Source organism: Micromonospora sp. NPDC047074 (assembly GCF_040643815.1).
GTDB lineage: Bacteria > Actinomycetota > Actinomycetes > Mycobacteriales > Micromonosporaceae > Micromonospora.
In genome coordinates this window covers 20,635-33,260 of record NZ_JBEYVB010000027.1, presented here as the reverse complement: position 1 = coordinate 33,260, position 12,626 = coordinate 20,635, and the positions used below count along the sequence as shown (strand labels likewise).

Here is a 12,626-nt window from a genome sequence, read left to right as displayed (position 1 = left end):
GGCGGCACCGCCCGGTTTCCCGCTAGCTGACCGGCTTGACGAGCTTCGCGGCGACGCGCTCGGGCTTCGGCCAGCGCACGTCCCAGGCCGCGCCGGCCTTCTCGAACAGCCAGATCACCCGGGCCGAGATGTCCACCTGGCCGCGCAGGACACCGTGCCGGGCGCTGGTCGGATCGGCGTGGTGCAGGTTGTGCCAGCTCTCGCCGAGCGACAGGACCGCCAGCGGCCAGAAGTTCGACGCCCGGTCGCCCTGACGCAGCGCGAACGGCCGCTCGCCGTAGACGTGGCAGACCGAGTTGATCGACCAGGTCACGTGGTGCAGCAGCGCGATGCGGACCAGCCCGGCCCAGAAGAGCGCGGACAGCGCGCCCTGCCACGACCAGGTGAGCAGGCCGCCCATCAGCGCGGGGCCGAGCACCGAGACCACCACCAGCAGCGGGAAGAGCCGGTCCACCCGGTTGATGTCCCGGTCGGCGATCAGATCCGGGGCGAACCGCGTCCGGTTGGACAACTCCCGGCCGAAGAGCCAGCCGACGTGCGCGTGGAACAGGCCCTTGGTGAGACCCCGGACGCTCTCCCCGAACCGCCACGGCGAGTGCGGGTCGCCGTCCAGGTCGGAGAAGGCGTGGTGGCGCCGGTGGTCGGCCACCCACTGGATGATCTCGCCCTGGACGGCCAGTGAGCCGGAGACCGCCAGCGCGACCCGCAGCCACCGCTTCGCCTTGAACGAGCCGTGGGTGAAGTACCGGTGGTAGCCCACCGTGATGCCGAGCCCGGAGATCACGTACCAGAAGCCGGCGACGGCGACGTCGGTCCAGCTCAGCCAGCCGCCCCAGGCGACCGGCACGGCGGCGACGAGGGCCAGGAAGGGGATCACCACGAACGCCCAGAGGGCGACGAGGATGCCACGGGACTGCGTGCCCTGGGTGAGTGGCTTCGGTCCGGCGGCCGGCTCGAGGGATGTGGTGGACATGGCACCTCGCAGAGGGACGGAAGATCACGAAGTTACGCCTACGTCACCGTAACTTAGCTGCGCTCACGGCGCATCGGACAGCGGCGGTGATGAATGTGGCGGTACGGCGGCGAGCGGCGCACCCGGGCCGGCTGGCCGTGAGCCACTGTCGAGCTGCCCGCATAGACGGGGCACCGACCGCCTCTCCGCCCCACCGGCCACCGCGGCGGCGTTCGCACCGCGCATCCCGCTGGCGGTCCTGTTTGCGGGGCAGCTCGACAGCGCCCGCGACACACCCCTCGCCCCTGAGGGGAGCGCGGTGGCGTCAGCCGGGACAGCTGTCGTGGCTGTCCGGTGATCACGTGCCGCGTAGCCGCGAGCCCTACCGGCGGATCGAAGGTATGATCTCCGGGCTCTGCCAAATCGTCGGGCAGCGTGGGCCGGAACTTCCGGTTCGCGAAGTTTGACAGTTTTTGGGGTGTGGGGTAACGGCAACCCGCAGGCCTTTGGAGCCTTGAGCTCCTGGTTCGAATCCAGGCACCCCAGCTCGCCGCCGCGTCTGCCGGCATTCGTGCGGCCATGCCAGCCGGCGGCTCACCGTCTGGTTAGCATGGCCGCGAGAGTGTCCGCCATCCCGACGGGAGCCCGCGTCGTGTCCCAGCCCCACCTCCGCACCGTTGTCGTGCTCGCCGCCGGTGAGGGCAAGCGGATGAAGTCGGCGCTGCCCAAGGTGCTGCACCCGCTGCTCGGCCGTACCCTCGTGGGCCACGTGCTCGCCGCCGCCGCGCCCCTGGCCGCGGACCGCACCGTGGTCGTGGTGGGCCACGGCGCCGACCAGGTCCGCGCGCACCTCGCGGAGATCGCCCCGGAGGCCACGCCGGTGCTCCAGGCCGAGCAGCTCGGGACCGGGCACGCCGTCCGGATCGCGCTGGACGCGGCGCCGGACGCCACCGGCACCGTGGTCGTCATCAACGGTGACGTGCCGCTGCTCCGACCGGAGACGGTGGCCGCGCTGGTGGAGGCGCACGAGGGCGCGGGTGCGGCGGCGACCGTGCTCGCCGCCGAGGTGCCCGACCCGACCGGCCTGGGTCGGATCGTGCGGAGCGCCGACGGGCGGCTCGAACAGATCGTCGAGGAGCGCGACGCCACCGACGCCCAGCGCGCGATCCGGGAGATCAACGCCGGCATCTACGCGTTCGACGCGGCCCGGCTCCGCGACGCGCTGGGCAAGCTGTCGACCGACAACGACCAGGGCGAGGAGTACCTGACCGACGTCTTCGCCCTGCTGGGCTCGGCCGGCGAGCCGGTGGCGGTGCACGTCGCCGCCGATCATGTCGAGACGCTGGGCTGCAACGACCGGGTCGAGTTGGCCGCGCTGCGCCGGCTGCTGCGCGACCGGGTCAACGAGGCGTGGATGCGTACCGGGGTCAGCCTGCTCGACCCGGACACCACCTGGATCGACGTGACGGTCGCCCTCGACCGGGACGCGGTGGTCGACCAGAACACCCAGCTGCGCGGCGGCACGGTGGTCGGCACCGGCGCGGTGGTCGGCCCGGACGTGACGCTGATCGACACCGTCGTCGGCCCGGGCGCCACGGTGTTGCGCAGCCACGCCGTGGGCGCGGAGGTCGGCCCGGGCGCCACCGTCGGCCCGTACGCGTACCTGCGGCCGGACGCCCGGCTGGCCGAGAAGGCCAAGGTCGGCACGTTCGTCGAGGTGAAGAACTCCGAGGTGGGCCCGGGCGCGAAGGTGCCGCACCTGTCGTACGTGGGTGACGCGACGATCGGCGCGAAGGCCAACATCGGGGCGGCGACGATCTTCGTGAACTACGACGGCGTGAAGAAGCACCGCACCACGGTCGGCGAGGCCGCGTTCATCGGCTGCGACACCAGCCTCATCGCGCCCGTCGAGGTGGGTGCCGGGGCGTACGTGGCGGCGGGCAGCGCCATCGCGCAGGACGTGCCGCCGGGGGCGCTCGGGGTGACCCGGGCGCCGCAGCGCAACATCGACGGCTGGGTGGCCCGCAAGCGGGCGGGCACGGTCTCCGCCGAGGCGGCCACGCGGGCCGGGACGGCTGGTCAGGGTGCGTCGGCGCCGGCCTCCGGGGCAAGTGAAGGTGAGGCAATCCACGGGGATGCCGAGGCGGTCAGGTCGGCGTCCGGCCCGGGGGATACTGCAACCGAATAGTCCCCGGCCCACCACCACCGCCGGGAACCACCGAGCAACGGGAGCAGACGGGCCCATGGGCAGCATCGTCGCCGAAAACCGCAAGAGCCTGATGCTTTTCTCCGGACGTGGCTTTCCGGAGTTGGCCAAGGAGATCGGTGAGGTGCTCGGCGTCGCGCCGACGCCGGCCGACGCGTACGACTTCGCCAACGGTGAGATCTTCGTACGGTTCAAGGACTCGGTGCGCGGTTCGGACGCCTTCGTGGTCCAGTCCGTGACGCACGGGGTCAACACCTGGGTCATGGAGACCCTGATCATGATCGACGCGTTGAAGCGCGGGTCGGCCAAGCGGATCACCGTCGTCCTGCCGTTCTACCCGTACGCCCGGCAGGACAAGAAGCACCGCGGCCGGGAGCCGATCTCGGCCCGGCTGGTGGCGGACCTGCTGAAGACGGCCGGGGCGAACCGGATCCTCACCGTCGACCTGCACACCGCACAGATCCAGGGTTTCTTCGACGGCCCCGTCGACCACCTCTTCGCGATGGACATCCTCGCCGAGTACGTCCAGCACAAGTACGCCGGCCGCCCGATGACGGTGGTCGCGCCGGACTCCGGCCGGGTGCGGGTGGCCGAGCGGTGGACCGACCGGCTGGGCGGCTGCCCGCTGGCCTTCATCCACAAGACCCGGGACCCGTTGAAGCCGAACCAGGTGGTGGCGAACCGGGTGGTCGGTGAGGTCGAGGGCCGGGTCTGCCTGATCGTCGACGACATGATCGACACGGGCGGCACGATCTGCGGGGCGGCGGACATCCTCCGGGAGTCCGGCGCGGCCGACGTGATCGTCGCCTCCACCCACGCCCTGCTCTCCGACCCGGCGACCGAGCGGCTGAAGAACGCCCCGATCAGCGAGGTCCTGGTGACCAACACGCTGCCGCTGCCGCCCGAGAAGCAGCTCGACAAGATCACCGTGCTGTCGATCGCGCCGCTGCTGGCGCGGGCGATCCGCGAGGTCTTCGACGACGGCTCGGTGACCACCCTCTTCGGCGGCCTGAGCTGAGCGTCCGGCACCGGGTCGGCCGGGTGGCGCCACCGCCGCCGGCCCGGTGCCGCCGGGACACGACCGGGCACCGCCCGGATCCGCACGGGTGCCGCATCGGCCTGCGGGCCGTCGGTGACGGTGATAAGGGGACTGCCGGCAAGCTCGGAAACAGCTCGGGTAGACTGGTGCGGTTGCCACGGCGAGGGTGCCCGGCGGGCCGCTGAGAAGCGCCGCACGGAGGCACCGTCATCGACGCGGTGCTCCGGGCAGTCGTTCTCGACGCTTGAGCCCCAGCGAGCCCCTCGCCCAGCACCGCCAGTCGACAAGCCGCCGCAGCGAAAGCATCAGGAGTTTCCCCGTGTCCGAGGTAAAGATCAGCGCCGAGCCCCGTACCGAGTTCGGCAAGGGTGGTGCCCGTCGTACCCGCCGGGCCGGCAAGGTGCCCGCCGTGCTGTACGGCCACGGCGAGAAGCCCAAGCACATCGCGCTGCCGGCCCGTGAGTTCGCGGCCGCGATCCGCAAGGGCGGCGCCAACCAGCTCTTCGCGATCGAGGTCAGCGACGGCACCCAGGTGCTGGCCCTGCCGAAGGCGATCCAGCGTGACCCGATCAAGGACAGCTTCGAGCACGTCGACCTGCTGCTCGTCCGCCGGGGCGAGAAGGTCACCGTCGAGGTCCCGGTCCAGCTGACCGGCGAGGCCGCGAAGGACACCCTGATCGTGCACGACCACGACACCCTCTCGGTGACCGCCGACGCCACCAAGGTGCCGGACCACCTGGAGGCGTCGATCGAGGGCCTGGAGGCGGGCACCCAGGTCACCGCCGGCGACGTGGAGCTGCCGGCCGGCGTCGAGCTGGTGGCCGACCCGGAGCTGCCGGTCGCCGCGGTGACCGCCGCGCCGACCGCCGAGCAGCTCGAGGCCACGCTCCCCGAGGTCGAGGTGGCCACCGAGGAGGCCGAGGCCGAGGTCGGCGAGGAGACCGCCGAGGCCGCCGAGGCGCCGGCCGCCGAGGGCGAGGAGACCACCGAGGCGAAGACCGAGGCCTGACCGGTCCGCATCGTTGCGACAGGCGTCCCCGCGCGGTCGGGGGCGCCTGTCGGCGTATCGGTCTCCGGACGGGCGGGTGACGGCGAGCAGCGGAAGGGCTGGGCATGACGGACGAGACGGGGCCGTGGCTGGTGGTCGGCCTGGGGAACCCCGGTCGGGAGTACGCCGGTAACCGGCACAACGTCGGCTTCATGGTGGCGGACCTGCTGGCGGGCCGGCTCGGCGCGAGGTTCGGCCGGCACAAGCGGGCGGTGGCGGAGGTCGCCGAGGGGCGTCTCGGGTTCGGCGGGCCGAAGCTGGTGCTGGTCAAGCCGCTGACCTACATGAACCTCTCGGGCGGGCCGGTGGCCGGCCTGGCCCAGTTCCACAAGGTGCCGCCGGGCCAGGTGATCGCGGTGCACGACGAGCTGGACATCGGCTACGGCCAGCTGCGGGTGAAGTGCGGCGGCGGCGAGGGCGGGCACAACGGCCTGCGGTCGATGACGAAGTCGCTGGGCACCAAGGAGTACGTCCGGGTGCGGTTCGGCATCGGCAGGCCGCCGGGGCGGCAGGATCCGGCGGACTACGTACTGTCGGATTTCGGCGCGGCCGAGCGCAAGGAGCTGGAGTTCTTGGTGGACCGGGCCGCGGACGTGGTGGAGTCGGTGGTCACCAGGGGTGTGGAGCCGACGCAGAACCTCTATCACGGAGTTTGAGCACCCGGCCGGGTGCCGGCGGCCGGTAGTCTTCGCCTTTCGGGTGCGGCGGTCCGGCGACGCGGGTTGTCGGCGGCGGGGCGTTCCCGGCACGGGCTCGGCGAGCGACGGGAGCAGGAGTCATGGGCAGTCCTCCGATGATCGACGGCGAGTTCGCCCGGTGGCTCGCGGCCCGGGCCGGCCAGGCGCTGCTCAACCTGCGCGCCGAGGTGGGCTTCGCCGACGCGGGGGCGTTGAAGTCGGCGGGTGACAAGGTCTCGCACGACCTGATCCGCACCGAGTTGGCCAGGTGGCGGCCGGGTGACGCGGTCCTCTCCGAGGAGGACGAGGGCTCGCGGCTGGCCTGGGCGGCGGAGGTGAACGCCGGGGCGGTGTCCCGGCTGACCGCCGACCGGGTGTGGATCATCGATCCGCTGGACGGCACCCGGGAGTTCTCCGAGGAGGGCCGCGCGGACTGGGCGGTGCACGTGGCGCTCTGGGCCCGTACCGCGCCGACGTCGCACGGCCTGGTCGCGGGGGCGGTCGGGCTGCCGGCGCAGCACCGGGTGCTGGGCACCGACCACCCGCCGGCGTACCCGCCGATGACGGTGGAGGCGGCGGCGGGTGGCGGGCGGACGATCCGCCTGGCGGCGAGCCGGAGCCGGCCGCCGGTGTTCCTGACCGACCTGGCCGAGGACGTCGGGGCGCACCTGGTGCCGATGGGATCGGCCGGTGCCAAGATCGCCGCGGTGGTCACCGGTGAGGTGGACGCCTACATCCACGCGGGCGGGCAGTACGAGTGGGACTCGGCGGCGCCGGTGGCTGTGGCGACGGCCACCGGCCTGCACGCTTCCCGGATCGACGGTTCTGCGCTGAAATACAACGAGGCGGATCCGCGTCTACCGGACCTGCTGGTCTGTCGCAAAGATCTCGCCAGTCGGTTGCTTGCAGCGTTGCAGCGTCATTCCGGGTAGCCTGAGCGGCACTTCTTGACATGCCCGACCGGAAAGGTCTGGAATCACAGGATGAGCGGATTCGAGCGAAGCGAGCCCGTGTCATGACCACTCCCGCCGCCTACCAGGTGTCGCACCTCGACGCGCTGGAGGCCGAGAGCGTCTTCGTGATGCGCGAGGTGGTCGCCGAGATGGAGCGGCCGGTGCTGCTCTTCTCCGGCGGCAAGGACTCGATCGTGATGCTCCGGCTGGCGCAGAAGGCGTTCGCCCCGGCCAACATTCCCTTTCCGGTCATGCACGTCGACACCGGGCACAACTTCCCCGAGGTGCTCGAATACCGGGACCAGCGGGTCGCCGAGCTGGGCCTGCAACTGGTCGTGGCCAGCGTGCCGGAAGCCCTGACCAGCGGGCTGGTGCGCGAGTCGGCCGACGGGATGCGTAACCGGATCCAGACGCCGGTGCTGCTGGACGCCGTGGAGAAGCACCGGTTCGACGCCCTCTTCGGCGGCGCCCGCCGCGACGAGGAGAAGGCCCGGGCCAAGGAGCGCGTCTTCAGCTTCCGCGACGAGTTCGGCCAGTGGGACCCGAAGAACCAGCGGCCGGAGCTGTGGGCGCTCTACAACGGCCGGCACCACCCGGGCGAGTCGATCCGGGTCTTCCCGCTGTCCAACTGGACCGAGCTGGACGTCTGGCACTACATCGCCCGCGAGCGGATCGCCCTGCCGTCCATCTACTACGCGCACGAGCGCGAGGTGATCGAGCGCGACGGCATGCTCTACGCGGTCAACGAGTTCTTCCGCCCCCGGGCGGGCGAGGAACGTGTCAAGTTGCGGGTGCGCTACCGGACGGTGGGTGACGCGTCCTGCACCGCGGCCGTCCTCTCCGACGCCGACACGGTCGAGAAGGTCATCGAGGAGGTCGCCGCCACCCGGATCACCGAGCGGGGCGCGACCCGGGGCGACGACCGGGTCAGCGAGGCCGCCATGGAGGACCGCAAGCGGGAGGGCTACTTCTGATGACCACCGAGACCGTCGCGGACACGGCGGACACCCGGGCCGTGCCGGAGGGCCGCTCGATGGACCTGCTGCGCTTCGCGACCGCCGGCAGCGTCGACGACGGCAAGTCGACGCTGATCGGCCGGCTGCTCTACGACACGAAGTCGCTCTTCACCGACCAACTCGCCGCCGTCGAGGCGGTCAGCGCCGCCCGGGGCGACGAGTACACCAACCTGGCGCTGCTCACCGACGGCCTGCGGGCGGAGCGCGAGCAGGGCATCACGATCGACGTGGCGTACCGCTACTTCGCCACCCCCCGGCGGAAGTTCATCATCGCGGACACGCCGGGGCACATCCAGTACACCCGCAACATGGTCACCGGGGCGTCGACGGCCGACCTGGCGCTGATCCTGGTGGACGCCCGCAAGGGCCTGGTCGAGCAGTCCCGCCGGCACGCGTTCCTCTGCTCTCTGCTGCGGGTGCCGCACCTGGTCCTCTGCGTCAACAAGATGGACCTGGTCGACTGGTCGCAGGAGGTCTTCGAGCGGATCGCCGACGAGTTCACCGCGTTCGCCGCGAAGCTCGACGTGCCCGACCTGACGGTGGTGCCGATCTCCGCGCTGCGCGGCGACAACATCGTCACCCGGTCGGAGAACATGCCCTGGTACGAGGGCCCGTCGCTGCTGCACCACCTGGAGCGGGTGCACATCGCCAGCGACCGCAACCTGGTCGACGTCCGGTTCCCGGTGCAGTACGTGATCCGTCCGCAGTCCACCACGGTCACGGACTACCGGGGCTACGCCGGCCAGGTCGCCTCGGGCGTGCTCAAGCTGGGCGACGAGGTGATGGTGCTGCCGTCCGGCTTCACCAGCCGGATCGCCGCCGTGGAGACCGCCGACGGGCCGGTCGCGGAGGCGTTCCCACCGATGTCGGTGACCGTACGCCTCGAAGACGAGATCGACATCTCCCGGGGCGACATGATCTGCCGTCCGAACAACTCCCCGGCGGTGTCGCAGGACATCGAGGCGATGGTGTGCTGGATGGACGAGACGCGCCCGCTCCAGGTCGGCGGCAAGTACGCGATCAAGCACACCACCCGCACGGTGCGGGCGATCGTACGCGGGCTGCACTACCGGCTGGACATCAACTCGCTGCACCGCGACGAGTCGGCGGGCGGGCTGAAGCTGAACGAGATCGGCCGGGTGCGGCTGCGTACGACCGCGCCGCTGCTCGCGGACGAGTACCGCCGCAACCGCACCACCGGCGGCTTCGTGATCATCGACGAGACCACCAACCGTACGGTGGGCGCGGGGATGATCGTCGAGGCGCAGTGACCCTGCGGGCCCGCCCGTTGACCCGTCTGCCCGTCGACGCGTCTGTCCGTCGGGCTGCATGATCACGCTCGATCCAGGAAGTAGTGGCCTCATCCATCGATGAGGCCACTACTTCCTGGATCGAGCGTGATCATGTCGGGTCGGCCCGGGGCGTGCCGGTGTTGGCCAGGGCCGGCTGACTCGCGCGGGCCACGAGGCGGGTCCAGACCCGGTAGCCGGCCCAGCGGATCGCCGGGAGGGCGCGGCGCTTGAGCTGACGCCAGGCACGGAAGGCGAGAACCGCGCCGGTCGGGAGCAGCAGCAACGCGGCGATCCCGCCGGCAGGGCTCTCGGCCTCCGGCGCGAGACCGCTGACCACGAGAGCACCGAACGCCGCGGTGGTCAGCAGCAGGCAGAGCACGACCGACGTCGAGCGGAGCTGGCGGCGCAACTGTGAGCGCACCGCCGGCAGTTGCCGCCGCCAGGCCCACAGGGCCCACCCGGCGACGACCGCCAGGGCGGCCACGGCCGCGCCGAGCCGGGCCGGGGGGCCGGCTCCGACCGCCGCGAAGAGCGCCCAGTGGCAGACGCCGGCCAGCGTCACCGCGTCGAACAGCCGCCAGCACACGGCTGCCGCGACCGCCTCGTACGCCAGGGCGGCCCCCCGGTCGTGCGGGTCGGCGGCCAGCGCGTCGCTGAACCCCCGCGCCGCCCGGCCCACCCGGTCCTGGGACGCATCCATCCTGGCCAGCAGGGCCAGCGCCGGCTCGTACGTCGGGTCCAGGGCGAGGGCCTGCCGGCAGGCGTCCCGGGCGGCCCTGAGCCGGCCCATCCGGAGGTGGATCCGGGCGTCCAGCAGGTGGATGTCGGGAAGGTCGTGGCGGATCTCCCGGGCGATGTCGGCGTGCCGGCGGGCGGCCACGACGCGGGTGGGGTTGCCCAGGGCCAGCAGCGCCTCCGCCAGGAGCCCGTGGGCCTCCCAGGAGCGCGGCGTGAGCTCCAGGGAACGCTGGGCGGTGGCCGCCGCGTAGCCGGGATGCCCGGCCGCCAGGAAGATCCGCGCCTTCTCGGCCAGCAGGTGATCCTGGACGCGGGCGACGCCGAGGGCCTGGTCGATCACGCGCATGGCCTCCGCCAGCTGGCCCATCGACCGGTGGCAGCGGGCCAGGTGCAGCAGCAGCCCGGCGTGGTGGGGCTGGGCGGCCAGCGCGTCGCGCAGCAGTCGCGCCGCCTCCTCGTGCCGGCCGACGCGGCTCAGCGCCTGCGCCCGTTCCTGGGCGTTGGTGCCGGCGTCGCTCACGATTCCTCCTCCGTCGGGATCCGGCCGGCGCCGGGGCCGGGCAGGACGGTGACGTGGCCGGGTGCGGTGAAGCCGCGGGCGGCGTACGCGGCCGTGACGGCGGTGGCGACCGGGGTGGCCCGCTCCGCGTCGACCAGGGCGAGGACGCAGCCACCGAAGCCGCCGCCGGTCATCCGGGCACCGAGCGCCCCGGCCGCCAGGGCCGCCTCGACGGCCGTGTCGACCTCCGGGACGGTGATCTCGAAGTCGTCCCGCATGGAGGCGTGCGAGGCGGTCAGCAGCGGGCCGATCTCGCGTACCCGGCCAGAACGCAGCAGCGCGACCGTGTCGAGCACCCGCTGGTTCTCGGTGACGACGTGCCGCACCCGGCGCCGGGTCTCTTCCTCGTCGAGCCGGGCCAGCGCGCCGGCCAGCCCGTCGGCGGGCACGTCCCGCAGCGCCGTGACGCCGAGCAGCCCGGCCGCGCGCTCGCAGGAGGTGCGGCGGGCGGCGTACTCGCCGTCGGCGTGCCGGTGCGGGGCCCGGCTGTCGACGACCAGCACGGCGAGGCCGGCGGCGTCCAGGTCGAACGGGACGTGCTCGACGGACTCGTCGCGGCAGTCCAGGAAGAGCGCGTGCCCGTCCCAGCAGCGGACCACCGCCGACTGGTCCATGATCCCGGTCGGCGCGCCCACGTAGCGGTTCTCCGCCCGCTGGGCCAGCCGGGGCCACCGCTCGGTGGGCAGGTCCAGCCCGCCGAGGTCGACCAGGGCGGCCAGCACGGCGGCCTCCAGCGCGGCCGAGGAGGACAGCCCCGCGCCCAGCGGCACGTCCGAGGCGATGGCCAGCCGCGCGCCGGGCACCCGGTGCCCGGCCTCCCGCAGCGCCCAGACCACCCCGGCCACGTACGCGCCCCAGCCGGTGACCCGGCCGGACCCGGTGACCTGGTCGGCGCCGAAGCTGATCGTCTCGCCGGACAGCTCGGACCAGACCGTCCAGGCCTCGCCGGGTTGCGGGGCGGCGGCGGCCACCGTCCGCAGCGGCAGGGCGAAGGGGAGCACGAAACCGTCGTTGTAGTCCGTGTGCTCGCCGATCAGGTTCGCCCGCCCGGGAGCCGCCCAGCGGCCGGCGGGCGGCTCGCCGTACGCCTCGGTGAAGCCGGTGGCGGCACGGTCGGCGACGTCGGCGGTCGCCGGTCGGCGCGCGGCGGCGGGGCCGCTCACGGCCGGTCGAGGACGTGGGCCTGGTAGAAGGCCCAGGCGTCGGTGACGATGCCGGACAGGGCCGGCTGCCGCGGCTCCCAGCCCAGCTCCTCGCGGGCCAGCGCGGACGACGCGACCAGCTCGGCGGGGTCGCCCTCGCGGCGCGGCGCGACCTCGACCGGCACGGGGTGCCCGGTGACCTCGCGGACCACGTCGACCACCTGGCGGTTGCTGAAGCCGTTGCCGTTGCCGAGGTTGTAGATCCGGTGCTGGCCGGCGGTCGCGGCGTCGAGCGCCAGCAGGTGCGCGCGGGCCAGGTCGGCGACGTGGATGTAGTCGCGTACGCAGGTGCCGTCGACGGTCGGGTAGTCGTCGCCGAAGAGCTGGAGCTTCTCCCGCCGGCCGGCGGCCACCTCCAGGGCGATCGGGATCAGGTGGGTCTCCGGGTCGTGCCGCTCGCCCAGCGCGACGTCCCCGTCGAGGTACGCGCCGGCCACGTTGAAGTAGCGCAGCGAGACGGCGGCGAGGCCGTGCCCGATCGCCTCCGAGGTGAGGGCCATGTCGACGGCGAGCTTGGTGGCGCCGTACGTGTTGGTGGGGGCCTTGACGGCGGTCTCCGGGATCGGCAGCTCGGCGGGGTTGCCGTAGACGGCGGCGGTGGAGGAGAAGACGAGGCGGGGCACGCCGGCGGCCCGGACCGCGTCGATCAGGGCGATCGAACCGACCGTGTTGACGTGCCAGTAGAGCTCGGGCCTGACCATCGACTCGCCGGCGGCGATCAGGGCGGCGAAGTGCAGCACCCCGTCGAAGCCCGCGCCCGGGGTGAGCACCCGCGCGGCGTCGTGGAGGGGCGCGTCGACGTACGTCGCCTCGGGGGCGAGTGCCTCCCGGTGGCCGGTGCGCAGGTCGTCGAGCACCACCACCTCGTGGCCGGCGTCGAGCAGCATCCGGGTCACCACGCTGCCGATGAAGCCGGCGCCACCGGTGACGAGCAGTTTCACGTC

11 protein-coding genes and 1 tRNA gene are annotated in these 12,626 nt (G+C 72.8%); 8 read left to right on the top strand and 4 right to left on the bottom strand.

Annotated elements, in window-relative coordinates:
* Window positions 1–22 precede the first annotated feature (22 nt).
* Window positions 23–973, bottom strand: a complete 951-nt coding sequence (locus tag ABZ809_RS24785; RefSeq protein ID WP_357564978.1) for an acyl-CoA desaturase — start codon at window positions 971–973, stop codon at window positions 23–25.
* Between the two features lie 453 nt (window positions 974–1,426).
* Here ABZ809_RS24785 and ABZ809_RS24780 point away from each other — a divergent pair.
* The 8 genes from ABZ809_RS24780 to ABZ809_RS24745 all read left to right on the top strand — a co-directional run bounded on the left by ABZ809_RS24780 (window position 1,427) and on the right by ABZ809_RS24745 (window position 9,162).
* Window positions 1,427–1,498, top strand: a tRNA-Gln gene (locus ABZ809_RS24780).
* A 64-nt stretch (window positions 1,499–1,562) separates the two neighbouring features.
* Window positions 1,563–3,140 (top strand): bifunctional UDP-N-acetylglucosamine diphosphorylase/glucosamine-1-phosphate N-acetyltransferase GlmU, encoded by a 1,578-nt coding sequence (gene glmU / locus ABZ809_RS24775; protein WP_357564976.1) that lies wholly within the window; start codon window positions 1,563–1,565, stop codon window positions 3,138–3,140.
* Window positions 3,141–3,195: 55 nt separating this feature from the next.
* Complete coding sequence (locus ABZ809_RS24770) at window positions 3,196–4,176, top strand: ribose-phosphate diphosphokinase (RefSeq protein WP_357564975.1); 981 nt, start codon at window positions 3,196–3,198, stop codon at window positions 4,174–4,176.
* A gap of 340 nt (window positions 4,177–4,516) precedes the next feature.
* Window positions 4,517–5,206 carry a 50S ribosomal protein L25/general stress protein Ctc gene (locus tag ABZ809_RS24765; RefSeq protein ID WP_357564974.1) on the top strand — a complete coding sequence of 230 codons (690 nt, stop codon included), beginning with the start codon at window positions 4,517–4,519 and terminating at the stop codon, window positions 5,204–5,206.
* A gap of 104 nt (window positions 5,207–5,310) precedes the next feature.
* Window positions 5,311–5,901, top strand: coding sequence for an aminoacyl-tRNA hydrolase (gene pth / locus ABZ809_RS24760; RefSeq protein WP_357564973.1), 591 nt, complete (start codon window positions 5,311–5,313; stop codon window positions 5,899–5,901).
* Between the two features lie 122 nt (window positions 5,902–6,023).
* Complete coding sequence (locus tag ABZ809_RS24755; protein ID WP_357564972.1) at window positions 6,024–6,854, top strand: inositol monophosphatase family protein; 831 nt, start codon at window positions 6,024–6,026, stop codon at window positions 6,852–6,854.
* A gap of 83 nt (window positions 6,855–6,937) precedes the next feature.
* A complete protein-coding gene (gene cysD / locus ABZ809_RS24750; protein ID WP_357564971.1) occupies window positions 6,938–7,849 on the top strand; it encodes a sulfate adenylyltransferase subunit CysD in 912 nt (303 codons plus the stop codon).
* Window positions 7,849–9,162 carry a GTP-binding protein gene (locus ABZ809_RS24745; protein ID WP_357564970.1) on the top strand — a complete coding sequence of 438 codons (1,314 nt, stop codon included), beginning with the start codon at window positions 7,849–7,851 and terminating at the stop codon, window positions 9,160–9,162. The genes cysD and ABZ809_RS24745 overlap by 1 nt, the downstream gene beginning before the upstream one ends.
* Before the next feature lie 130 nt (window positions 9,163–9,292).
* Here the strand turns inward: ABZ809_RS24745 and ABZ809_RS24740 are convergent, their stop codons facing one another.
* The 3 genes from ABZ809_RS24740 to galE are packed head-to-tail and all read right to left on the bottom strand — an operon-like array spanning window position 9,293 to window position 12,623.
* Window positions 9,293–10,441 carry a tetratricopeptide repeat protein gene (locus tag ABZ809_RS24740; RefSeq protein ID WP_357564969.1) on the bottom strand — a complete coding sequence of 383 codons (1,149 nt, stop codon included), beginning with the start codon at window positions 10,439–10,441 and terminating at the stop codon, window positions 9,293–9,295.
* Window positions 10,438–11,643, bottom strand: a complete 1,206-nt coding sequence (gene galK, locus ABZ809_RS24735; RefSeq protein WP_357564968.1) for a galactokinase — start codon at window positions 11,641–11,643, stop codon at window positions 10,438–10,440. Before galK ends, ABZ809_RS24740 begins: the two co-directional genes overlap by 4 nt.
* Entirely contained in the window at window positions 11,640–12,623 is a 984-nt protein-coding gene (galE, locus tag ABZ809_RS24730) for a UDP-glucose 4-epimerase GalE (protein WP_357564967.1), read from the bottom strand. The genes galK and galE overlap by 4 nt, the downstream gene beginning before the upstream one ends.
* Window positions 12,624–12,626 lie beyond the last annotated feature (3 nt).